The organism is Psychrobacillus sp. FSL K6-2836 (assembly GCF_038003085.1).
Taxonomy (GTDB): Bacteria; Bacillota; Bacilli; order Bacillales_A; family Planococcaceae; genus Psychrobacillus.
On sequence record NZ_JBBOOM010000001.1, the window covers coordinates 3,223,720 to 3,246,007 of the forward strand.

The 22,288-nt window shown below is 40.8% G+C and carries 15 protein-coding genes, 18 tRNA genes and 3 rRNA genes; 28 read left to right on the forward strand and 8 right to left on the reverse strand.

Annotation, left to right across the window (positions count from 1 at the left end; all coding sequences use genetic code 11):
• Window positions 1–109 precede the first annotated feature (109 nt).
• Window positions 110–1,114, forward strand: a complete 1,005-nt coding sequence (locus MKY37_RS15375) for an ABC transporter permease (protein ID WP_340778546.1) — start codon at window positions 110–112, stop codon at window positions 1,112–1,114.
• Between the two features lie 14 nt (window positions 1,115–1,128).
• A complete protein-coding gene (locus MKY37_RS15380; protein ID WP_340778547.1) occupies window positions 1,129–2,028 on the forward strand; it encodes an ABC transporter permease in 900 nt (299 codons plus the stop codon).
• Between the two features lie 226 nt (window positions 2,029–2,254).
• Here the strand turns inward: MKY37_RS15380 and MKY37_RS15385 are convergent, their stop codons facing one another.
• Both MKY37_RS15385 and MKY37_RS15390 read right to left on the reverse strand, forming a co-directional pair.
• Window positions 2,255–3,337, reverse strand: a complete 1,083-nt coding sequence (locus MKY37_RS15385; RefSeq protein WP_340778548.1) for an FUSC family protein — start codon at window positions 3,335–3,337, stop codon at window positions 2,255–2,257.
• 39 nt (window positions 3,338–3,376) lie between these two features.
• Window positions 3,377–4,663 (reverse strand): glutamate-1-semialdehyde 2,1-aminomutase, encoded by a 1,287-nt coding sequence (locus tag MKY37_RS15390; RefSeq protein ID WP_340778549.1) that lies wholly within the window; start codon window positions 4,661–4,663, stop codon window positions 3,377–3,379.
• 181 nt (window positions 4,664–4,844) lie between these two features.
• Here MKY37_RS15390 and bcp point away from each other — a divergent pair, with 181 nt between their 5' ends.
• The 3 genes from bcp to perR all read left to right on the forward strand — a co-directional run bounded on the left by bcp (window position 4,845) and on the right by perR (window position 6,828).
• The gene (gene bcp, locus MKY37_RS15395) at window positions 4,845–5,327 is read left to right on the forward strand and encodes a thioredoxin-dependent thiol peroxidase (RefSeq protein WP_340778550.1); all 483 of its coding nucleotides are present in this window, start codon (window positions 4,845–4,847) and stop codon (window positions 5,325–5,327) included.
• Between the two features lie 2 nt (window positions 5,328–5,329).
• On the forward strand, window positions 5,330–6,271 hold the full coding sequence (locus MKY37_RS15400) for a D-2-hydroxyacid dehydrogenase (RefSeq protein ID WP_340778551.1): 942 nt from the start codon (window positions 5,330–5,332) through the stop codon (window positions 6,269–6,271).
• A 113-nt stretch (window positions 6,272–6,384) separates the two neighbouring features.
• On the forward strand, window positions 6,385–6,828 hold the full coding sequence (gene perR / locus MKY37_RS15405) for a peroxide-responsive transcriptional repressor PerR (protein ID WP_340778552.1): 444 nt from the start codon (window positions 6,385–6,387) through the stop codon (window positions 6,826–6,828).
• 130 nt (window positions 6,829–6,958) lie between these two features.
• On the opposite strand, the gene MKY37_RS15410 is transcribed toward perR, so the two are convergent.
• The 4 genes from MKY37_RS15410 to MKY37_RS15425 form a co-directional block, all read right to left on the reverse strand.
• A complete protein-coding gene (locus MKY37_RS15410) occupies window positions 6,959–8,422 on the reverse strand; it encodes a carbon starvation CstA family protein (protein ID WP_340778553.1) in 1,464 nt (487 codons plus the stop codon).
• Window positions 8,423–8,555: 133 nt separating this feature from the next.
• A complete protein-coding gene (locus tag MKY37_RS15415) occupies window positions 8,556–9,272 on the reverse strand; it encodes a LytR/AlgR family response regulator transcription factor (protein WP_340778554.1) in 717 nt (238 codons plus the stop codon).
• Window positions 9,269–11,026: a LytS/YhcK type 5TM receptor domain-containing protein gene (locus MKY37_RS15420; protein ID WP_340778555.1), complete on the reverse strand. Its 1,758-nt coding sequence runs from the start codon at window positions 11,024–11,026 to the stop codon at window positions 9,269–9,271. The genes MKY37_RS15415 and MKY37_RS15420 overlap by 4 nt, the downstream gene beginning before the upstream one ends.
• 84 nt (window positions 11,027–11,110) lie before the next feature.
• The gene (locus MKY37_RS15425; protein ID WP_093538186.1) at window positions 11,111–11,455 is read right to left on the reverse strand and encodes a YgzB family protein; all 345 of its coding nucleotides are present in this window, start codon (window positions 11,453–11,455) and stop codon (window positions 11,111–11,113) included.
• Between the two features lie 134 nt (window positions 11,456–11,589).
• Here MKY37_RS15425 and MKY37_RS15430 point away from each other — a divergent pair, with 134 nt between their 5' ends.
• From MKY37_RS15430 to MKY37_RS15535, 22 genes are all read left to right on the forward strand, one after another.
• Window positions 11,590–12,456: a nucleotidyltransferase-like protein gene (locus tag MKY37_RS15430; RefSeq protein WP_340778556.1), complete on the forward strand. Its 867-nt coding sequence runs from the start codon at window positions 11,590–11,592 to the stop codon at window positions 12,454–12,456.
• Between the two features lie 469 nt (window positions 12,457–12,925).
• Window positions 12,926–14,479, forward strand: a 16S ribosomal RNA gene (locus MKY37_RS15435).
• 94 nt (window positions 14,480–14,573) lie between these two features.
• Window positions 14,574–14,650: transfer RNA gene (locus tag MKY37_RS15440), tRNA-Ile, on the forward strand.
• 16 nt (window positions 14,651–14,666) lie between these two features.
• A tRNA-Ala gene (locus MKY37_RS15445) sits at window positions 14,667–14,742 on the forward strand.
• A gap of 152 nt (window positions 14,743–14,894) precedes the next feature.
• Window positions 14,895–17,823 (forward strand): 23S ribosomal RNA (locus MKY37_RS15450).
• A gap of 117 nt (window positions 17,824–17,940) precedes the next feature.
• Window positions 17,941–18,056: ribosomal RNA gene (gene rrf, locus MKY37_RS15455) — 5S ribosomal RNA — on the forward strand.
• Together the 16S, 23S and 5S rRNA genes with 18 tRNA genes alongside form the textbook arrangement of a ribosomal RNA operon.
• Before the next feature lie 8 nt (window positions 18,057–18,064).
• Window positions 18,065–18,139 (forward strand) — tRNA-Asn (locus MKY37_RS15460).
• A gap of 5 nt (window positions 18,140–18,144) precedes the next feature.
• Window positions 18,145–18,236, forward strand: a tRNA-Ser gene (locus MKY37_RS15465).
• A 24-nt stretch (window positions 18,237–18,260) separates the two neighbouring features.
• Window positions 18,261–18,335: transfer RNA gene (locus tag MKY37_RS15470), tRNA-Glu, on the forward strand.
• Window positions 18,336–18,503: 168 nt separating this feature from the next.
• Window positions 18,504–18,579 (forward strand) — tRNA-Val (locus MKY37_RS15475).
• A 36-nt stretch (window positions 18,580–18,615) separates the two neighbouring features.
• Window positions 18,616–18,690: transfer RNA gene (locus MKY37_RS15480), tRNA-Met, on the forward strand.
• A gap of 3 nt (window positions 18,691–18,693) precedes the next feature.
• A tRNA-Asp gene (locus MKY37_RS15485) sits at window positions 18,694–18,769 on the forward strand.
• Between the two features lie 135 nt (window positions 18,770–18,904).
• A tRNA-Phe gene (locus tag MKY37_RS15490) sits at window positions 18,905–18,980 on the forward strand.
• A 9-nt stretch (window positions 18,981–18,989) separates the two neighbouring features.
• Window positions 18,990–19,065 (forward strand) — tRNA-Thr (locus tag MKY37_RS15495).
• 7 nt (window positions 19,066–19,072) lie between these two features.
• Window positions 19,073–19,156, forward strand: a tRNA-Tyr gene (locus MKY37_RS15500).
• Between the two features lie 9 nt (window positions 19,157–19,165).
• Window positions 19,166–19,239 (forward strand) — tRNA-Trp (locus tag MKY37_RS15505).
• Window positions 19,240–19,265: 26 nt separating this feature from the next.
• A tRNA-His gene (locus MKY37_RS15510) sits at window positions 19,266–19,341 on the forward strand.
• A 38-nt stretch (window positions 19,342–19,379) separates the two neighbouring features.
• Window positions 19,380–19,455, forward strand: a tRNA-His gene (locus tag MKY37_RS15515).
• 1 nt (window position 19,456) lies between these two features.
• A tRNA-Gln gene (locus MKY37_RS15520) sits at window positions 19,457–19,528 on the forward strand.
• A gap of 7 nt (window positions 19,529–19,535) precedes the next feature.
• Window positions 19,536–19,610 (forward strand) — tRNA-Gly (locus MKY37_RS15525).
• Window positions 19,611–19,621: 11 nt separating this feature from the next.
• Window positions 19,622–19,695, forward strand: a tRNA-Cys gene (locus tag MKY37_RS15530).
• Between the two features lie 33 nt (window positions 19,696–19,728).
• A tRNA-Leu gene (locus tag MKY37_RS15535) sits at window positions 19,729–19,811 on the forward strand.
• A gap of 346 nt (window positions 19,812–20,157) precedes the next feature.
• Here the strand turns inward: MKY37_RS15535 and MKY37_RS15540 are convergent.
• Together MKY37_RS15540 and MKY37_RS15545 are read right to left on the reverse strand one after the other, a co-directional pair.
• The gene (locus MKY37_RS15540; protein ID WP_340778557.1) at window positions 20,158–21,006 is read right to left on the reverse strand and encodes an MBL fold metallo-hydrolase; all 849 of its coding nucleotides are present in this window, start codon (window positions 21,004–21,006) and stop codon (window positions 20,158–20,160) included.
• A gap of 204 nt (window positions 21,007–21,210) precedes the next feature.
• On the reverse strand, window positions 21,211–21,615 hold the full coding sequence (locus MKY37_RS15545; protein ID WP_340778558.1) for a nuclear transport factor 2 family protein: 405 nt from the start codon (window positions 21,613–21,615) through the stop codon (window positions 21,211–21,213).
• A gap of 166 nt (window positions 21,616–21,781) precedes the next feature.
• Between MKY37_RS15545 and MKY37_RS15550 the strand changes: the two genes are divergently transcribed.
• Window positions 21,782–22,234 carry an SRPBCC family protein gene (locus tag MKY37_RS15550; RefSeq protein WP_340778559.1) on the forward strand — a complete coding sequence of 151 codons (453 nt, stop codon included), beginning with the start codon at window positions 21,782–21,784 and terminating at the stop codon, window positions 22,232–22,234.
• The last annotated feature ends 54 nt before the right edge of the window (window positions 22,235–22,288 follow it).

Here is a 22,288-nt window from a genome sequence, read left to right on the forward strand (position 1 = left end):
GGATTTTAGTAAAGGCAAAGGACGCCTTTACGTCAATTCCTTCCAGCGCTTTTCGAGGCTTTCATAGGCGTTTGTGCTTTTCTTATTTTAAATTAGAGAGGTGAAGAAAATGCTTCACTATATCGGTAAACGATTATTACAATTGATACCCGTATTACTTGGTATGACATTCATTGTTTTCATGATCATACGAGCAATTCCTGGTAATCCTGCTCAAGTAATTCTAGGACAATTAGCATCTAAAGAAGCGATAGAAGCATTGGAGATTAAGCTAGGCTTAAACCAGCCTTGGTATACACAATACTTTGACTATTTAGTTGGTCTCTTAAAAGGCGATTTAGGAGAATCCATGCGAACGGTTCAACCGGTTGCTAAAGAGATTTGGCCATACTTGGCTGCAACAATCGAGCTTGCTTTTTTTGCTATTATTATTGCGGTTATTATTGGAGTGAATGCAGGTATTATATCTGCTTGGTTCCAGAATTCTTGGTTTGATTATATGGCAATGGTTTTAGCTTTAATAGGTGTATCAATGCCAATCTTTTGGCTAGGTTTGATGGAACAATGGATTTTTGGTGTTGAATTGCAATGGCTTCCAACGACTGGTCGAGAAGAAGTACGGGATCCTGTTAATTCTATTACCAGCTTGTATATTATAGATACAATTATACAGGGTAGATTCGATCAATTAGGTACCGTTTTGAAGCATTTAATATTGCCTGGTATTGCATTGGCTACAATTCCAATGGCGATTATTGCACGTATGACTAGATCTAGTATGCTAGAGGTAATGCGAGCGGATTATGTTCGTACTGCTAGAGCTAAAGGTCAGAAAATGTTTTTTGTTGTTTACAAACATTCTTTAAAAAATGCAATTATTCCTGTATTAACTGTAATTGGACTTCAAACAGGGCTATTACTTGGAGGCGCTATTTTAACAGAGACTATCTTTGGCTGGCCGGGAATCGGACGGTATATTTACGAAGCTATTTCATTCCGTGATTATCCTGTTATTCAGTCAGGTATACTTGTTGTCGCTTTTATATTTATTATGATTAATTTATTCGTAGATATTTTGTATGGGTTAGTAGATCCTAGGATCAAATATGACTAAAAGGAGGAATAGATATGTCCGAAATGGTTCCGAATTCGACAAATGATCAAGTAATGGCAACTAAAGAAACGTCGACCGGTCCTTGGCGAGATGCATGGCGTAGCTTTCGTAAAAATAAAGGAGCGCTTGTAGGAGCAGGGATTGTCTTATTCTTCGTATTTTTAGCTGGTTTTGGTTTTCTGCTTGCTCCACAAGGTATTAATGATCAGCTTTTAACAGACCGCTTACAACCACCGTCTAGTCAATACTGGTTCGGTACGGATGATTTTGGGCGGGATATATATTCTCGAATTATTCATGGAGCTAGAATTTCTCTAATGGTAGGATTTTTCTCTGTTATTGGTTCTGTAGTAGTCGGTAGTATTTTAGGTATTATTGCAGGTTACTATGGGAAATGGATAGACATGATTATTTCAAGAATTTTCGATATCATGTTAGCTTTTCCAAGTATACTATTGGCAATAGCAGTTGTATCTGTTTTAGGACCATCTTTGCAAAATGCGTTAATCGCTATTGCGATTATTAATATCCCTAACTTTGGTCGACTAATACGTTCAAAAGTTCTAAGTATTAAAGAAGAGGAGTACATAACATCTGCTAAAGCTATTGGGATGAGAGATATTCGAATTTTATTTTCTCATATTCTACCTAATTCAATGGCACCGGTTATTGTTGCAGGTACACTGGCAATTGCATCGGCCATTATCGAAGCAGCCGCATTAGGGTTCTTAGGACTGGGTGCTCAGGCACCGGCACCTGAATGGGGAAAGATGTTGGCGGATGCTCGTATGTATTTAAGGAATGCTCCGTGGACGATGATATTCCCAGGACTCGCAATAATGTTGACAGTAGTAGGATTTAACTTGATGGGCGATGGACTCCGAGATGCACTAGATCCTAAGATGAAAAATTAACAAATATGCCATCTAGCAAGTTTATTGCTGGGTGGCATGTTTTGCTCTTTTTAAAAGTTGATCGACCCATTACAAGAGTAATTCGGATGAATACCAGCAATAATAGGTCGAATAGAAAGAATAATAGGTTGAATACTACTAACAATCGGTCGAATACTTTAACATTCAAAAACAGTCTATAAAAAAACTGGTTGGTCGCGAAGTAACTCACGATCAACCAGTTTATTTAATAAGGCGATTCTTCAATTTGAACAGTCAGTTCTTCACTATGAAAGTTTTGATACGATGTGATCAGTTTATCGACATGCTCCAATTGTTCCTCATACTTTAAAATAGACGATAGTAAATGCAGAAGGTGGTAAGACGAAAACTCCTCTTCCATTTGCGTAATGGTAATTTGTTTGACGAAAATATCCATTACCTCTTGCCTTTGCAAGAATGCCTCCGAATCGTTCTCTTCCATATGCTCGGGTCTTAACTTACCGATGAACTTCAAATGGAGCTGTTCATGATAGGTTAATAGTGTATCCAATCTTTCCTTTATCATCATCCGAAAATGTTCCGGTAGATCAGTTAGTTCATGCTCATGGTGATGTAATTTTTTGAGTACATCTAAGCTTTTGTACGAAGTGGATATTAATTCGCGATAAATAACTAATTTTCTTCCCTTTGTATGAGGTGCTTTTTTTGTGTACCCACGTTCTTCCTTAAAGAAGGAGTATAGTTGATCGACTCGAACTAGTCTATCTTTTAATTGCTGGATTGTTTGTTTAGTCGATTGATGATCTGACGCCTGCCTAACTGCTATTCGTAGCCAACGGATTATTTCATCCTGCGTATAGTGAATTGCATTGAAAAGCTTCTTTTCAAACTTAGGAGGTAAAAATACCAAATTCACTATAAATGCTGAGATTACTCCAACTAAAATGGTTGCAAATCGTAACACTGCAAATACTAAAAAGTCATCTCCCTGTATTTCCATAATAGCGATTACTGTTACAAGGGCCAATGTTAATGCTTTTTCTAATTTTAATTTAAGCATTATCGTAATTGTGATAATTGCAGCAAATCCTACTATTACATAATCATTTCCGAAAACTAGGGAGAATATAACTGCAATAATAGCTCCAATTAGATTACCTTGAACTTGTTCAGTTGCTGTTTTATACGATCTATAAATAGAAGGCTGAATGGCGAAAATAGCTGCTATTCCTGCAAAAACAGGATTAGGAAGTTGAAGTAATTCGGCTATGAACAAAGAGAATACAATAGCTACTCCAGTTTTAAAAATTCGAGCTCCTAATTTCATTAAATCCTATCCTTTCGTAAGAAACAGCATACTTGATTATTAGAGCTTAGCAAAGGCATTATTAACTGCTTTCAGTGTTTCTTGAATATCACTTTCTGTATGGGCAGTCGTTATAAACCAAGCTTCATATTTAGAAGGTGCTAAGTTAATACCTTGGTTTAGCATTAGCTTAAAGAATTTCGCAAACATTTCACCGTCACTTGCTTCTGCTTGCACATAGTTTTCTACCCTTACGTCTGTAAAGTAAACAGATAGGGCTCCTTTAATACGGTTAATAGTAATAGTTACATTATTTTTCTTGGCAGCTTCTAAAATACCAGCCTCGAGAAGTGCGCCTAGTCTATCTAGTTCATCATATATTCCTGGGGTTTGTAGAACCTCTAAACAAGCAATCCCTGCTTGCATTGACGCTGGATTACCTGCCATTGTTCCCGCTTGGTAAGCAGGTCCTAATGGTGCAACCTGTTCCATAATTTCCTTTTTGCCGCCGTATGCACCAATCGGAAGTCCACCACCGATGATTTTCCCTAAAGCAGTTAAGTCTGGTGTCTGTTCTAACATGGTAGATGCTGCGCCGTAGTGGAAGCGGAATGCTGTAATTACTTCGTCGTAAATAACTAATGCACCTTTGTCTTTCGCAATTTTGTGTATTAATGGAAGGAAGCCTTCATTTGGTTCTACCATACCGAAGTTTCCTACGATTGGTTCTACTAAAATACATGCTAGTTCTTCTCCCCATTTCTCCATTGCCTCTTCATAAGCTTTTGGATCATTGAATGGAATAGTGATTACTTCTTTAGCGATAGATTGAGGTACCCCTGCGGAATCTGGTGTACCAAGTGTTGCTGGTCCTGAACCGGCTGCAACTAATACTAAATCGGAATGTCCATGATAGCATCCAGCAAATTTCATAACTTTTGTTCTTCCAGTGTAGGCACGTGCAACTCGAATTGTTGTCATGACCGCCTCTGTTCCCGAGTTAACAAAACGAACTTTATCCATAGAAGGAATAGCATCCTTTAACATTTTTGCAAAGGTTACTTCATGTTTTGTTGGGGTACCATACAATAAACCAGTTTGTGCAGCTTTTGTGATAGCCTCTGTAATATGTGGATGTGCATGACCAGTAATGATGGGACCGTATGCAGCTAAATAGTCGATGTATTTATTGCCATCAACGTCATAAAAATAAGCGCCTTCCGCTCTTTCCATAACGATTGGTGCTCCGCCACCTACAGCTTTATATGACCTTGATGGACTGTTTACCCCACCTACTATATGTTCTAACGCTTCTTTTTGTATTATTTCTGATTGTGTTTGTTTCAATGTAATAGCCTCCGCTTTAGTTTGTTTGCAGATAGAAAGTATAACGTTCCTATCCAATTATTGTCTAGTGTGTTAATTCTTTTAAGTCCACTTTAATTGTAGACAATAATAAGGAAAAATGCTAAGAAAATTGAACATAGTGACTAACTTCGATACGATATAATATATAGGAGGGATTAGGATGGAAAAATTAGAAGGTATGATAGCACCAAACTTTTCATTGAAAAATGAAAAAGGAGAAATTGTTTCATTAAAAGATTTTGCAGGTAAGAAATATGTAGTTTTGTATTTTTACCCAAAGGATGCTACGCCAGGTTGTACAACAGAAGCGTGTGATTTTAAAACCGCTTTTACAAGTTTTACTGAGTTAAATGCGGTTATTCTAGGAGTTAGTGCAGATGATGAAAAGGCTCATACAAAATTTATAGACAAGCATGGTCTACCGTTTTCCCTATTAGTAGATGATACGCATGAAGTTTCCGAAGCATATGGAGTATGGAAGTTGAAAAAGAATTTTGGAAAAGAGTATATGGGTATTGAACGTTCTACTTTTTTAATCGATCCCACTGGGACGGTCGTAAAAGAATGGAATAAAGTAAAAGTTGACGGACATGTCGAAGAAGCGCTGCTAACATTAAAATCATTAGTGACTGAAGGGCAATAAGTATGAAAATATTGTTTTCTTTTTTACCTAAACAAGAGCAACAAGATGAATTAATAGGGAATTTCCCAGATGCAGAATTTGTATTTCAAAAAGGTCTAAATGAAGATGTATTAAAGTCATCACAAATTCTAGTTACGTATGGGGAGGACTTACATGCAAGTCATCTCGAAACTGCAGAACAGCTAAAATGGATTATGGTGGCTTCCGCTGGACTAGAAAAAATGCCGTTAGAGGAAATCGCAAACCGGGGTATTGTCGTTACCAATGTACGAGGAATTCACAAAACTCCTATGGCAGAAACGATCTTAGCACATATACTGTCTATCAAAAAGTCACTCCAGTTGATCAATGAAAATCAACGAAATGGGGTGTGGTCTAAGCGGGTATTTCCTACCGAATTACTAGGTTCAACCGCAATAATATTAGGGCCGGGTGCAATAGGTGGAGAAGTCGGTCGAATACTGCAAGCTTTTGGCGTGCATACAATTGGATGTAATAGTAGTGGACGTCTTGCTCTATATATGGACGAAATAGTTTCCTTTGAAAAATTAAATGATGTCTTGCCAAAAGCAGATATTGTTATTTCAATACTACCGAGTACGGAACAAACAAAAGAGCTAATCACATATGAGCATTTACAGTCTATGAAACCAACAGCCATCTTTATGAATTTTGGACGTGGAGATGTAGTAAAAGAAGAGCTCCTACTTCGTGCATTAAAAGAAGAGCAAATTGCATATGCTGTTCTAGATGTATTTGAGAAAGAACCACTTGCAGAAGGACATCCATTATGGAGCATGACTAATGTTATCATTTCTCCACATGTGTCTAGTCACTCTTCTCAGTATGTTGTACGAGCATTGCAAATCTTCTCCAGAAATTTAGATGCTTGGGTGGAGCAGAAGCCATTGGAAAATGAAATTGACTTGGAAAAAGGTTACTAATCTATGTATTTCTTTACTGAAGGGGTAATAAATTTGACAGTTCATGTATCTTTTAATTATACTTATTGTAACAATTATAATTAAAGAATGAATATGAAAAGAGGTGCATTGCGATGACGGAAGTACATTTAAGAGATGCTTTAGATACATTAAAATCGACTGGTGTACGAATTACGCCTCAACGCCATGCGATACTGGAATTTATAATCCAATCTATGTCACATCCCACAGCGGACGATATATATAAAGCACTAGAAAGTAAATTTCCTAGCATGAGTGTTGCAACGGTCTATAATAATTTACGCGTTTTTAGAGAAGCAGGACTTGTGAAAGAATTGACTTACGGAGATTCGTCTAGTCGTTTCGATTTTGTTACAAATGATCATTATCATATGATTTGTGATGCCTGTGGTAAAATAGTTGATTTTCATTATCCTGGACTAGATGAGGTGGAGCATTTAGCTTCTCATTTAACTGGTTTTGATGTAAGTTATCATCGAATGGAAATTTACGGTGTTTGTCCAACATGTAAAGAGCATGCAACGAAAATACAATAAGCAAAACCGAGCGTATCTACGCTCGGTTTTTTTATGAAAACTATTAGAATCGAACAAGGAATACCACTACTCAAAAAAATGGTTGGTCGCGAGATAAGTATCCGTGACCAACCATTTTATATACTAAATACTATCTCGCAGGTTGAGTTTCAAGACTATCATCAAGAACAATAGGTTTGAATCCACTTTCTGCTGCTTCTAGTTTGCGTTTTAGTCCCCAGAAGAATCCGATAATGATTATTACGGTTACTACTATAGCTGCTATATAAGAAGTTTGCATCGATAAGTTAAACCCAATTTTTGCATTGAAGATATACGTAAATGTAGCCATTGTGATGAATGTTGCAGGTATTGCTGCAATCCAGAAATTTTTCTTTTGGAGTGCTAGGTACATTGCGCCAACCCAAAGTGCAATTGCTGCTGTGGATTGGTTAGCCCAAGAAAAGTATCTCCATAGGATTGTAAAATCTACTTGCGTAAGTGCAATCGAAATGACAAACATAGGTATCGCTATAACGAAACGTTTTGATACTTTCTTCTGTGCCATCCCGATATAATCTGCAATGATCATACGTGCACTGCGGAATGCCGTATCACCGGAAGTGATCGGCAGAACAACAACTCCTAATACAGCAATTGTTCCAACTACAGCTCCAAGAGTTGTTACAGATACTTCTTTAACAATACCAGCAGTACCTACTGTATTTAGTAATGTATTTAAATCTTGACCATTGAAAATTGACATTGCAGCTGCTGCCCAAATCATAGCAATTATTGCTTCTGCAATCATCATTCCGTAGAAGATATAACGTCCTTGGGACTCTCCTTGTGTTGTACGGGAAATTATTGGTGATTGTGTTGCATGGAATCCCGATAATGCTCCACAAGAAATAGTTAGGAACAATAATGGGAAAATAGGTAAGTTATCTGGATGCATATTTTGGAATGATAGTTCTGGAATAGTATATCCTTGAATTAATAAAGCTGCTCCGATACCTACAGCACTGATTAGTAGAAGTGCTCCGAAGATTGGATATAAACGTCCGATAATCTTATCAACTGGTAATATAGTTGCTAAGATGTAATAAGCGAAAATAATAATAATCCAAACACCGACGGACATCCAACCTTTCGTCAAGTCGCCTAGAAGTGCTGCTGGTGAAGAAACGAAAACAGTACCAACTAAAACTAATAATAAAAGTGCGAAAACGTTTACAACATGTTTGAAAGCTTTTCCTAAAAACTTTCCAGCAAGATCAGGTAAATGAGCCCCTTTGTTACGCAAGGAAATCATCCCCGTTAAATAATCATGAACCGCACCGGCAAAAATTGCACCGAGTACAATCCAAAGAAAAGCGATTGGTCCGTAAAGTGCACCCATAATAGGTCCAAAGATTGGACCAACTCCTGCTATATTCAATAATTGAATAAGTGAGTTTTTGTTTTTAGACATTGGTACGTAATCGACGCCGTCCGCAAGTGAATAAGCTGGTGTCTTACGTTCTTCCTTCACACCAAAAACCTTTTCAACGTATTTACCGTACGTAAAATAAGCTACTATTAACAATACGATGGAAACTAAGAAAGTAATCATTGTTTTCCCCCTAAACTAATAATTATTTACAATTATTAGTTTATTTCAAAAACTCCTGTAATAGTTATTTTAGGCGCGAGATGTTAAAATTTCCGTCTAAGATGTATAAAATTCACGCTTACATGTTGTTATCCTACATTTCTAATAGCTCTCTCAATTCCTTTACATAATTTCTACTTAAAGGAATTTGTTCAGAAATCCCGTTTACACGAACATGATAGATACTTGAGCTCCATGTGGAAACCTCCACAATTTGATGAATGTTTACTAAAAAGCTTTTATGTGTACGGAAAAAATGGTGACCTGTTAGTTTTTCCTCTAATTCCTTTAATGTATATTTGGAGGTAAATTCCCTTTTGGCGGTCCGTATAACTGTATCTCGATCATTACGAGAAATATACAAAATAGAATTAGGTTCTATATAAATAATACGGTCATCTTCGTGTACCGCGAGTTTCAGTGTCACAAAAGGGGACACTGATGGTTTTGTAGCCAAATGAATTCGTGCGATCGTTTCATCAAGGCGTTTTTTCTCAAATGGTTTTAATAAGTAATCGAATGCATTTGTCTCAAAAGCATCAAGTGCATAATTTGGAAACGCTGTTGCGAATATAATTATAGGTGATTTTTTCATTTGTTTCGTAATCTTAGCAAAATCAATACCATTCATTCCAGTCATTTCTATATCCACAAACACAATATCCGGTTCATTTTTAGCCACAAGTATTAATCCACTCTCGGCAGAATCAGCCTCCGCAATTATTTCTATCTCTTTATAAGTAGAAAGTAAGAAAGATAGTTCTTCACGGCTAAATCGTTCATCGTCAATAATAATTGTTTTGTATGTCATGAGGACCTTTTCACCTCTTGTTCATCATCTTTTGGGACAAAGAAATAAATCTCTGTTCCGTTTTCACTGCTTTTAATATTAAGCCCGTCTGACCGGTGAATCATTTTTTGTAGTCTTTGATGCAAGTTATAAAGACCGATTCCTGTACCGTTTTCCGATTCCACCTTATCACTTAGAAGTGAGGACCTTCTGGATTCATTCATTCCCGTACCATTGTCTAGAACGGAAATATGGATAAAATACTGTTCATCTCTAATAGTGATTTCTATTAAACCCTCTTTTTTCATCTTTTGTAGCCCATGCTTAAAAGAGTTTTGTACTAAAGTAAGAATGGCCATGGATGGAATAGAAAACCTGAGTGTGTTTGGATCAATGGAATACTTCACTTGAATACGATCACCAAATCTTGCTTCCTCTATTAATAGATATGATTTGATGAGTTCTACTTCTTTTTGAAGTGTGACCAAGCCAGCTGTTGAGCTTTCTACGTTTTGCCGAATAAAATTTGCAAGTGAAACTAGTAAGCTACGTGCACGATCAGGATTGGTTCGTATTAAAGAAACAATTGTGTTCATAGCATTGAATAGGAAATGGGGATTCACTTGTGCCTGTAATGCTCGAATCTCTGCCTCTTTTGCGAGTTCCTGTAATTGATCTAGCTCGGATAACTCTAGTTGATGTCCGAACATGCTTGTTAATCCTTGAACAAGTTCTATTAAAGAAGGAGTTAGCAAATTCTCATTATGTACATAAATCTTTAAAGTAGCTACGGTTTCATTTTTTATCTTTATCGGAGCAATGATTGCAGCACCTAAAGAACAATTAGGGTGATTACATAATATCTCATCCTTTCCTATAGATAATAGGTGGCCCAATCGTATAACTTGTCGAGTAGACTCTGTTTGAATGGGACTTCCGGAGCTATGGTGATTACTTTCCATCCCTACATGAGCTAAGATAGTATCTTTGTTTGTCATAGAAACTGCAAGAGAGGTAGTTTTGGAATAGATTAACTCACATACTTTTTCCGCAGTTTGGAATGTTAGTCCTGCTCTAAGATGATCCAGTGTCGATTCCGCAATTTGCAATGCTTTTTGGGCACCATTAGCTTCTGTTCTTTCGTCATCTTTAAGAACGCTTCTTATGATAAGTATGAAAAGGGCGGAGCCAATACCGTTCGTTATAACCATAGGGAACATTATTTCCTTCACTAAAATAACTGCCTGAGAATATGGGTCCGCTACTAACAAAATGACAATCATTTGAATAGATTCCGTCGCTGTCCCGACAATAAGAGCAGTCCAAGGAGAGAGTAGAGTCTGTTTCCGCAGCTTTGTTCCGATCAAACCTGCTATCAACCCAGCAAGAATGGTCGCTACTCCACATGCGACCGCTGTAAAGCCACCGAGAAAGAAGCGATGCACCCCCGCAATGATACCCGCCCCAAAACCAATCCGAACGCCCCCTAGTAGACCACCAACAACCACTCCTAGAACACGAGAATTAGCGATAGCTTCTTCATTATTCAATGCTCTGGACCAGCGATCTTCTGTATTTTCAAAGGGGTTTACAATAATTCCTGTATATGTACCTATAATTCCAAATAATCCGAATATTAAAGTGAGAACTATTCTCTGTTTTGTTGACATTTGTGTATGATAATCAAATAATTTCCGAAAAAACTTAAATCTCGTTAAAAGAAAAGCGATTGTCGCAATGATAGCTAGACGCTCAATCAGAGATACGATTAACAAATAATTGACCTCCTTTTAAAGTATCTTTATTCTATACTACTATGAACATATAAAAAACACTTTGCTAAAAAGCAAAGTGTCCAATTATCTTTTTTTGTTCAATGCTTCATCAAATTCTTGTCCCTCAAGATTAGGGTCAAGCGTTAGTGGTTCTTTACAGTACATGCACATGTCTACTCTGCCTAACACTTTAGTATGCTTCCCACAGTTAGGGCATACAACAGGTACAGCTTTAGTAGATAATAATCCTATCCATCCATAGACCGCTGTACTCGCTAAAATAGATAGTAGCCCAAGTGTCACGAAAATGGTAACTAATATTCCGTTATCCTTAAAGAATATTGCACCATACATTATGATAAAACCAAAGAATATAAGTCCCAGTGCAAAGGAGCGTATACGATTTATTTTGTTTTTATAGGGTTTCATTTTTCGACCTCCTAATTTCTACATACACTATATCATATTTTAATATAAAGTTAAGTTTTGAAGTAAATATAGAAGGAAATATAGAAAAGTTGTCGAAAATTTATTAGTAGAAGGAAATAAAGGAGGCTTCACTTTTGGAAGCATTATTGAGACCAATTTATCAAGAAAGAGCGAGTGAACCTAATACACTAGGTATTATTTTAGTAGAGAAACGGGCAGAGTTTAGTCCTATTACAGATATGTTTGATTCCATTTTATTTATCATAACGAAAGAATCTTCTGTACCTGTATTCACAAAGCATTATACGTATGGGGATAAAAAAACTGCACTTCATATAATTACGGAGAAGCAGCTAAGAAAGTGGTTATTGTTGGGGACTAATCCTAAAATGGTGGATTGGTTGATCAATGGTCGTGTGGTATTTGATAGAAATGAATATGTAGAAAGTTTGAAACAGGAGCTGTACGTATTTCCGATAAACGGTAGAAAAGCTCGTATGGGTATTGAGTTTGCAAAACTAACGAGAAGATATTTAGAAGGTAAATTATTTTTTGAACAACGTAACTATCTGGACGCTTATAATCATATGGTAGATTCTTTACATCATTTGGCTCGTCTAGCTGTTTTTGAAAATGGCATGCATCCAGAGGTGATGGTATGGAAGCAAGTAAAACAATTAGATCCTTCTATTTATAAATTGTACGATGAGTTAATCTCGAGTGAGGAATCTTTAGAAAAAAGATTAGAGCTTCTATTTTTAGCCAGTGACTTCTTGATCCATTCCCGAACAAAAGAAGGTGCAAAGCACATAGTAGAGGTATTAGGATTAAAAGAATTTTGGACCATCCAAGAAATTCATGAGCAAAAAGAACTTAAAAACTACTCTGTAGATTTAGAGGTTTTCATCGAGTTTCTAATAGATAAAGGATATATTTTAATTGAAAAGCAACAAACGAAAAGTGATGGGATCATGCATAGATACTATAAAGTAGTCCTATAGAGACAACATTTAAAAACGGACAATTAAATTTGTTCGTTTTTATTGTTGACATATTAATTTATTACGTGTTATTATAATAAGCGTCGTCAAAAGCACGGCGAACTATTTCAAATTAATATTAGCGAAAAAGTTTTTTGAAAAACTTCTTGACACTTACTTAGTACGATGGTAAATTAGAGAAGTCGCAAAAAACGACACAGCAAATTGAACATTGAAAACTGAACATGCAAAACGTTAAGACATACAGCTTACAACTAACTTGTTAGAATGATAAGCAAAACAATTTTGACATCATTTAATGATGATGCCAGCAAAACAAATGAGCTTTTAAACTAGTTCTATTCGCTGGATGACGAGACGTAGTGCAGTGCGAGGAAGCAATCGAGAGAGGGAAGGAACGTACTAGCGTACGTGACTGACCGAACGAGTGAAGCTGACAAAGCAATGTGCTGCGTAACGTCATCCAGATCTTATGGAGAGTTTGATCCTGGCTCAGGACGAACGCTGGCGGCATGCCTAATACATGCAAGTCGAGCGAATGACGAAGAAGCTTGCTTCTTCTGATTTAGCGGCGGACGGGTGAGTAACACGTGGGCAACCTGCCCTGTAGATTGGGATAACTCCGGGAAACCGGGGCTAATACCGAATAATCCATTTCCTCACATGGGGAAATGTTAAAAGACGGTCTCGGCTGTCACTACAGGATGGGCCCGCGGCGCATTAGCTAGTTGGTGAGGTAACGGCTCACCAAGGCGACGATGCGTAGCCGACCTGAGAGGGTGATCGGCCACACTGGGACTGAGACACGGCCCAGACTCCTACGGGAGGCAGCAGTAGGGAATCTTCCACAATGGACGAAAGTCTGATGGAGCAATGCCGCGTGAGTGAAGAAGGTTTTCGGATCGTAAAACTCTGTTGTGAGGGAAGAACAAGTACGAGAGTAACTGCTCGTACCTTGACGGTACCTCATTAGAAAGCCACGGCTAACTACGTGCCAGCAGCCGCGGTAATACGTAGGTGGCAAGCGTTGTCCGGAATTATTGGGCGTAAAGCGCGCGCAGGCGGTCCTTTAAGTCTGATGTGAAATCCCACGGCTCAACCGTGGAAGGTCATTGGAAACTGGGGGACTTGAGTACAGAAGAGGAAAGCGGAATTCCAAGTGTAGCGGTGAAATGCGTAGAGATTTGGAGGAACACCAGTGGCGAAGGCGGCTTTCTGGTCTGTAACTGACGCTGAGGCGCGAAAGCGTGGGGAGCAAACAGGATTAGATACCCTGGTAGTCCACGCCGTAAACGATGAGTGCTAAGTGTTAGGGGGTTTCCGCCCCTTAGTGCTGCAGCTAACGCATTAAGCACTCCGCCTGGGGAGTACGGTCGCAAGACTGAAACTCAAAGGAATTGACGGGGGCCCGCACAAGCGGTGGAGCATGTGGTTTAATTCGAAGCAACGCGAAGAACCTTACCAGGTCTTGACATCCCGCTGACCGCTCTAGAGATAGAGTTTTCCCTTCGGGGACAGCGGTGACAGGTGGTGCATGGTTGTCGTCAGCTCGTGTCGTGAGATGTTGGGTTAAGTCCCGCAACGAGCGCAACCCTTGATCTTAGTTGCCAGCATTCAGTTGGGCACTCTAAGGTGACTGCCGGTGATAAACCGGAGGAAGGTGGGGATGACGTCAAATCATCATGCCCCTTATGACCTGGGCTACACACGTGCTACAATGGACGGTACAGAGGGTCGCAACCCCGCGAGGGTGAGCAAATCCCATAAAACCGTTCTCAGTTCGGATTGTAGGCTGCAACTCGCCTACATGAAGCCGGAATCGCTAGTAATCGTGGATCAGCATGCCACGGTGAATACGTTCCCGGGCCTTGTACACACCGCCCGTCACACCACGAGAGTTTGTAACACCCGAAGTCGGTGGGGTAACCCTTACGGGAGCCAGCCGCCGAAGGTGGGACAGATGATTGGGGTGAAGTCGTAACAAGGTAGCCGTATCGGAAGGTGCGGCTGGATCACCTCCTTTCTAAGGATAATATCGGAATACAGATCTTTATCTGTATCTTAACGTTTTGCAGTTCAGTTTTGAATGTTCATATTTATATATGGAAATTCAAAGAGGGCCTATAGCTCAGCTGGTTAGAGCGCACGCCTGATAAGCGTGAGGTCGATGGTTCGAGTCCATTTAGGCCCACCATACCTTTTTAAATTTCGGGGCCTTAGCTCAGCTGGGAGAGCGCCTGCCTTGCACGCAGGAGGTCAGCGGTTCGATCCCGCTAGGCTCCACCAAATTTATAATTTGCTTCTGCGATTATTCGTCGCAAAGGGCAAAACCTTTGTTCTTTGAAAACTGGATAAAACGACATTGAAACAATAAACAACAAGAAATTCAAGTTGTGGTTACTTCGGTAATCATAACGTGTAAGACTTTTTAACTTTTAGGTTAAGTTAATAAGGGCGCACGGTGAATGCCTTGGCACTAGGAGTCGACGAAGGACGGCACTAACACCGATATGCTTCGGGGAGCTGTAAGTGAGCTTTGATCCGGAGATTTCCGAATGGGGAAACCCACTGTTCGTAATGGAGCAGTACATTTGCGTGAATACATAGCGCATCTGAGACACACCCAGGGAACTGAAACATCTAAGTACCTGGAGGAAGAGAAAGAAAAATCGATTCCCTGAGTAGCGGCGAGCGAAACGGGAATAGCCCAAACCAAGAGGCTTGCCTCTTGGGGTTGTAGGACACTCTACATAGAGTTACAAAGGAATGAGTTAGACGAAGCGATCTGGAAAGGTCCGCAGGATAGGGTAAAAGCCCCGTAGTCCAAAATTCATTCTCTCTTGAGTGTATCCTGAGTACGGCGGAACACGTGAAATTCCGTCGGAATCCGGGAGGACCATCTCCCAAGGCTAAATACTACCTAGTGACCGATAGTGAACCAGTACCGTGAGGGAAAGGTGAAAAGCACCCCGGAAGGGGAGTGAAATAGATCCTGAAACCGTGTGCCTACAAGTAGTTAGAGCCCGTTAATGGGTGATAGCGTGCCTTTTGTAGAATGAACCGGCGAGTTACGATTACATGCAAGGTTAAGTTGAGAAGACGGAGCCGCAGCGAAAGCGAGTCTGAATAGGGCGAATGAGTATGTGGTCGTAGACCCGAAACCAGGTGATCTACCCATGTCCAGGATGAAGGTAAGGTAACACTTACTGGAGGTCCGAACCCACGCACGTTGAAAAGTGCGGGGATGAGGTGTGGGTAGCGGAGAAATTCCAATCGAACCTGGAGATAGCTGGTTCTCTCCGAAATAGCTTTAGGGCTAGCCTCAAACGTTAGAATCTTGGAGGTAGAGCACTGTTTGGACTAGGGGCCCATCCCGGGTTACCGAATTCAGACAAACTCCGAATGCCAATGATTTATGTTTGGGAGTCAGACTGCGAGTGATAAGATCCGTAGTCAAGAGGGAAACAGCCCAGACCACCAGCTAAGGTCCCAAAGTATTTGTTAAGTGGAAAAGGATGTGGCGTTGCTTAGACAACCAGGATGTTGGCTTAGAAGCAGCCATCATTTAAAGAGTGCGTAATAGCTCACTGGTCGAGTGACGCTGCGCCGAAAATGTATCGGGGCTAAACAAATCACCGAAGCTGTGGATTGATACCTTTGGTATCAGTGGTAGGAGAGCGTTCTAAGGGCGTTGAAGTCAGACCGGAAGGACTGGTGGAGCGCTTAGAAGTGAGAATGCCGGTATGAGTAGCGAAAGACGGGTGAGAATCCCGTCCACCGTATGACTAAGGTTTCCTGAGGAAGGCTCGTCCGCTCAGGGTTAGTCGGGACCTAAGCCGAGGCCGATAGGCGTAGGCGATGGATAACAGGTTGATATTCCTGTACCACCAAACCACCGTTTGAGTAATGGGGGGACGCAGAAGGATAGGGTAAGCATGCTGTTGGTTATGCATGTCCAAGCAGTAAGGTGTGAATGTAGGCAAATCCGCATTCTATAACATTGAGCTGTGATGGCGAGGACGTATGTCCGGAGTTCCTGATTTCACACTGCCAAGAAAAGCCTCTAGCGAGGTGATAGGTGCCCGTACCGCAAACCGACACAGGTAGTCGAGGAGAGAATCCTAAGGTGAGCGAGAGAACTCTCGTTAAGGAACTCGGCAAAATGACCCCGTAACTTCGGGAGAAGGGGTGCTCTTTAGGGTGAATAGCCTTGAAGAGCCGCAGTGAATAGGCCCAGGCGACTGTTTAGCAAAAACACAGGTCTCTGCAAAACCGTAAGGTGAAGTATAGGGGCTGACGCCTGCCCGGTGCTGGAAGGTTAAGAGGAGTGCTTAGCGCAAGCGAAGGTGCGAATTGAAGCCCCAGTAAACGGCGGCCGTAACTATAACGGTCCTAAGGTAGCGAAATTCCTTGTCGGGTAAGTTCCGACCCGCACGAAAGGCGTAACGATCTGGGCACTGTCTCAACGAGAGACTCGGTGAAATTATAGTACCTGTGAAGATGCAGGTTACCCGCGACAGGACGGAAAGACCCCGTGGAGCTTTACTATAGCTTGATATTGAATTTTGGTGCAACTTGTACAGGATAGGCAGGAGCCATAGAGCCCGGAGCGCCAGCTTCGGAGGAGGCGTCGGTGGGATACTGCCCTGGTTGTATTGAAATTCTAACCCATACCCGTAACCCGGGTAGGAGACAGTGTCAGGCGGGTAGTTTGACTGGGGCGGTCGCCTCCTAAAGTGTAACGGAGGCGCCCAAAGGTTCCCTCAGAATGGTTGGAAATCATTCGAAGAGTGTAAAGGCAGAAGGGAGCTTGACTGCGAGACCTACAAGTCGAGCAGGGTCGAAAGACGGGCTTAGTGATCCGGTGGTTCCGCATGGAAGGGCCATCGCTCAACGGATAAAAGCTACCCCGGGGATAACAGGCTTATCTCCCCCAAGAGTCCACATCGACGGGGAGGTTTGGCACCTCGATGTCGGCTCATCGCATCCTGGGGCTGTAGTCGGTCCCAAGGGTTGGGCTGTTCGCCCATTAAAGCGGTACGCGAGCTGGGTTCAGAACGTCGTGAGACAGTTCGGTCCCTATCCGTCGTGGGCGTAGGAAATTTGAGAGGAGCTGTCCTTAGTACGAGAGGACCGGGATGGACACACCGCTGGTGTACCAGTTGTTCTGCCAAGAGCATCGCTGGGTAGCTATGTGTGGACGGGATAAGTGCTGAAAGCATCTAAGCACGAAGCCCCCCTCAAGATGAGATTTCCCATTACGCAAGTAAGTAAGATCCCTCAAAGACGATGAGGTAGATAGGTTCGGGGTGGAAGCGTGGCGACACGTGCAGCTGACGAATACTAATCGATCGAGGACTTAACCAAATTTGTTTCAGTTCCAATGTCGTTTATCCAGTTTTGAAAGTACAAAAAAAATATAAAAAAAGCTTGAAATAATATATAGTTTTGGTATAATAAATATTGTCTTTCAAATTAATAATGTCTAGTGATGATGGCGAAGAGGTCACACCCGTTCCCTTACCGAACACGGAAGTTAAGCTCTTCAGCGCCGATGGTAGTTGGGGGTCTCCCCCTGTGAGAGTAGGACGTCGCTAGGCTGTATTATTCCGAAGTAGCTCAGTGGTAGAGCAATCGACTGTTAATCGATTGGTCGTAGGTTCGAGTCCTACCTTCGGAGCCATTTAAGGAGAGCTGTCCGAGTGGCCGAAGGAGCACGATTGGAAATCGTGTAGGCGGGTTAAACTGTCTCAAGGGTTCAAATCCCTTGCTCTCCGCCAGATAAGTTTTCCACATAAAAGAATGGCCCCTTGGTCAAGCGGTTAAGACACCGCCCTTTCACGGCGGTAACACGGGTTCGAATCCCGTAGGGGTCACCATTATTTCAATCAATTTGACGCAGAGATGCGAAGCTTATCTTATGTAAATTAGGAGAAGCGAGTAGATTCAGGAAACAATTGAGAGAATGAGGGAGCGTATTTATATACGTGACTGATTGAACGAATGAAATTGACGCAGAGATGCGAAGCTTATCGTAATTTTACCCAGGAGGATTAGCTCAGCTGGGAGAGCATCTGCCTTACAAGCAGAGGGTCGGCGGTTCGAGCCCGTCATCCTCCACCATTTCTTTAAGAAATAAATTAGTAAGTATTCTATTGTCGCGGGGTGGAGCAGTGGTAGCTCGTCGGGCTCATAACCCGAAGGTCGCAGGTTCAAATCCTGTCCCCGCAACCAAATGGTCCCGTGGTGTAGCGGTTAACATGCCTGCCTGTCACGCAGGAGATCGCCGGTTCGATCCCGGTCGGGACCGCCATTTATTATTTAAGGTTTAGGATAAGCAAGCAGGTCGAGGAAGCAATCGAGCGAAAGAAGGAACGTATTAAAATACGTGACTGACAGAGTGAGTGAAGCTGACAAAGAGATGCGCCGCTTAGCGTAAATCGAAGAAGGCTCAGTAGCTCAGTCGGTAGAGCAAAGGACTGAAAATCCTTGTGTCGGCGGTTCGATTCCGTCCTGAGCCACCATATTTAAACGCCGGAATAGCTCAATTGGTAGAGCAACTGACTTGTAATCAGTAGGTTGAGGGTTCAAGTCCTTTTTCCGGCACCACTATAGTGGTGGGGTAGCGAAGTGGCTAAACGCGGCGGACTGTAAATCCGCTCCTTCGGGTTCGGCGGTTCGAATCCGTCCCCCACCACCAGTTTTTAATAGGGGCATAGTTTAACGGTAGAATAGAGGTCTCCAAAACCTTTGATGTGGGTTCGATTCCTACTGCCCCTGCCAAATGTATAAGTTAACTTTGAATAATGGCGGTTGTGGCGAAGTGGTTAACGCACCGGATTGTGATTCCGGCATTCGTGGGTTCAATTCCCATCAGTCGCCCCATATTCCTATTGAGTTAGCTCTTTTTTTATTTATTTATGGCGGTTGTGGCGAAGTGGTTAACGCACCGGATTGTGATTCCGGCATTCGTGGGTTCAATTCCCATCAGTCGCCCCATTGGGGTATAGCCAAGCGGTAAGGCAATGGATTTTGATTCCATCATGCCCTGGTTCGAATCCAGGTACCCCAGTTTTTTTGCGGAAGTAGTTCAGTGGTAGAACACCACCTTGCCAAGGTGGGGGTCGCGAGTTCGAACCTCGTCTTCCGCTCCAATTACTTTTTCGGCGGCATAGCCAAGTGGTAAGGCACAGGTCTGCAACACCTTTATCACCGGTTCAAATCCGGTTGCCGCCTCCAATTTTTTAAAAAACTGCCTAGTATTTTATTTTTGCCGGTGTGGCGGAATTGGCAGACGCGCGGGACTCAAAATCCCGTATCCTCTGGATGTGTCGGTTCGACCCCGACCACCGGTATCATTAGAAACAAACACGTTTTAATAAAAACACTCACAAAGTTGTTTAATCAACATTTGTGAGTGTTTTTTTGTAATCCAACTTTTACTGTATTAGTAGAGCTCAATCACGCATCTCTTGTCCATCCATATTACTTGATTGAGACCCCCATGGCTAAAACTGCAAACTAAACACCTTTGGTATCCAATAGTATTCTTGCTACCAAAGGTGAAATCATTTCGCTGAAGTGCAAGGTGAAAATCTCACATTACTTATCCAAAGAGAGTACATCTCACTATTATTCTATATTTGAAGAAGTAAGCTTTCTTGTTGGGAAAATTTGTAATGTGTAAAACTTCGATGCATGTTACGCATAACCATCTACAAAGTACGTGATTATTTCTAAATCGTCTTCGGTTAAGTTACGTCCAAAATGAGAGGACATTTCTGCTTCAATTGCCTCTATTTTCCCTTTATGCTTATTCGTTAATTCAGCGCTTGTCTTCAATAATGAAACAAAGGAAGCAAACTCATCCTTTGTCAAAGGTGCTGGATGATGAGATAAGAAGTAGATTTCTGCATCATAATCTTTAATCTTCCCCAGAAGGCTATACATTTTTTCAATGGTATAATGCCACTTTTCTGCGTACATATTTGCATAGAGGCAATCACCAAGAAATAGCGTTTTTTCCTCCGGTATATAAATGAGATTCGAATCAGATGAATGATCTCCACCAACATGTTCAATGATACAGGTAACCCCACCGATATTTAGTTTTAATCGCTTTTCAAAAATGATAGTGGGATTTGGTATGATAACCTCTCGCACACTTCCAAGCTCTAGCTTTATCGCGTCTGCACAAAACGGAATTTCAATCCCTGTTTCGACACGTCCATCCAACTCCTTGTCTTCCCATGATAACTCTTGTAGTTCTTTTACTTTGTCGTAGGTCATGAAATTGGCAATTGAAGGCATATCCATTTCACTTAAGCCAAATACATGATCCCAATGCCAATGTGTGAGAACCAGAATATCTCCGGTGACATGATAAGAAGCTAATTGCTCTTTAAAATATTTAGCGTGATTAGAAGAATTCCCAGCATCAATCAATAATGTCTGATTGTCCCCTACAATAGCAGCTAATATCGGTCGATCTGTTTTTTGATATGGAGGCAGATAAAAGAGCCGATCGGAAAGTTTTTCTAATGTTTGCATGAATTCGTACTCCTTTAAAAATGTTGTAACGTTCATTATATACTACTATTTATAGAAGTGACAAAACAATGCTAGAAGTGTCTTCAAATTCATCTTTCTCTTTCGCTGTTATCAAAGAAGAGTATCTATTAACGGTATATAAAAAAACACTCACAAAATTGTTAAGTCAACATTTGTGAGTGTTTTTTTGTATTCTAGTTTTTATTAAAACATTCCATTCTTATTAGGAGAATCCTCAGGTATCAGCTGACCTACATCCCACATTTCAACGATTTGGTTATCTTTGAAACGAAAGATATGTACTACAGCTGCTCCAAGATCATCTGGATTTTGTTTTATGTGTGAATAAACCGTAACCATATCTTTTTCTTGAATCGCAAATTTTACTTCAAATCTTTTATTAGGGTTTTTGGCAGCATTTTCTTCCATTGCTATCATTAGAGATTTGGCATCACCTGGGAAAAATGGGTTATGATGAAGAAATCCAGGACCTACGTATTTCTGGTAAACTTCTCGAACATTGCCAAATGCTACATTCTGAAGAAAAGAAATTGATTTCTCTTTAAGGGAGAGGGGCTTCGACTGTTGGTCAATGGTCAATTTATTCATCCTTTCATAACGAGAGTTTTAACTTTGGAGAGAAGTTTAAGTTACTGTAACTTGTATGTCAATCTTCATTACTTGATAAAGATAATACTTTAAAATTATCTTTATCAAGTAAAGTCTACATGGCTGTATGATATACTTTAGAAAATATTTTAGGAGGCTATTTGTCTTGAGCATTAATTTTGAAGTGAAAAGAACTACCAAAGTAACTAAGCAGCAAGTGTATAATGGTTTACTTGATCTAGAGGCTGCTAATCACTGGATGCAAGGGCTTGTAGGTATTGAGCGATTGGATGATGGACCAATGAGAGTAGGGAGCCAGTGGAAGGAATCTAGAAAAATGTTTGGACAAGTGGCTACGGAACATTTTGAGGTTGCTGAACTAAATGAGTTGTATAAAATTGTTCTTCGCTGTGATGGAACGAAAGGTACAACTGGTAAAGGAGAATATATTTTTACATATATGGTTACTTCATCTGATAACCTTACAGAGATTACGTTGAACGGAGAAATAAAAGGGCTCACCAGCATAACTAAATTTTTTGGTAAAATGATGGCGGGTACCTTTAAGAAAGCATCTGCAAAGGATTTGGATGGATTGATTGCATACTTAGAAAAATGATTCAACAGGACCGATTAACAATGTTTATAAAGCTACTTAGTTATAAAATCAGTT

Bases quoted from the DNA above. Each gene is read 5' to 3' on its own strand.
- MKY37_RS15400 (WP_340778551.1), top strand. From the start codon at position 5,330: ATGAAAATATTGTTTTCTTTTTTACCTAAACAAGAGCAACAAGATGAA.
- MKY37_RS15410 (WP_340778553.1), bottom strand. From the start codon at position 8,422: ATGATTACTTTCTTAGTTTCCATCGTATTGTTAATAGTAGCTTATTTT.
- MKY37_RS15425 (WP_093538186.1), bottom strand. From the start codon at position 11,455: ATGAAACCCTATAAAAACAAAATAAATCGTATACGCTCCTTTGCACTG.
- MKY37_RS15540 (WP_340778557.1), bottom strand. From the start codon at position 21,006: ATGCAAACATTAGAAAAACTTTCCGATCGGCTCTTTTATCTGCCTCCA.
- bcp (WP_340778550.1), top strand. From the start codon at position 4,845: ATGGAAAAATTAGAAGGTATGATAGCACCAAACTTTTCATTGAAAAAT.
- MKY37_RS15545 (WP_340778558.1), bottom strand. From the start codon at position 21,615: ATGAATAAATTGACCATTGACCAACAGTCGAAGCCCCTCTCCCTTAAA.
- MKY37_RS15385 (WP_340778548.1), bottom strand. From the start codon at position 3,337: ATGAAATTAGGAGCTCGAATTTTTAAAACTGGAGTAGCTATTGTATTC.
- MKY37_RS15415 (WP_340778554.1), bottom strand. From the start codon at position 9,272: ATGACATACAAAACAATTATTATTGACGATGAACGATTTAGCCGTGAA.
- MKY37_RS15375 (WP_340778546.1), top strand. From the start codon at position 110: ATGCTTCACTATATCGGTAAACGATTATTACAATTGATACCCGTATTA.
- MKY37_RS15380 (WP_340778547.1), top strand. From the start codon at position 1,129: ATGTCCGAAATGGTTCCGAATTCGACAAATGATCAAGTAATGGCAACT.
- perR (WP_340778552.1), top strand. From the start codon at position 6,385: ATGACGGAAGTACATTTAAGAGATGCTTTAGATACATTAAAATCGACT.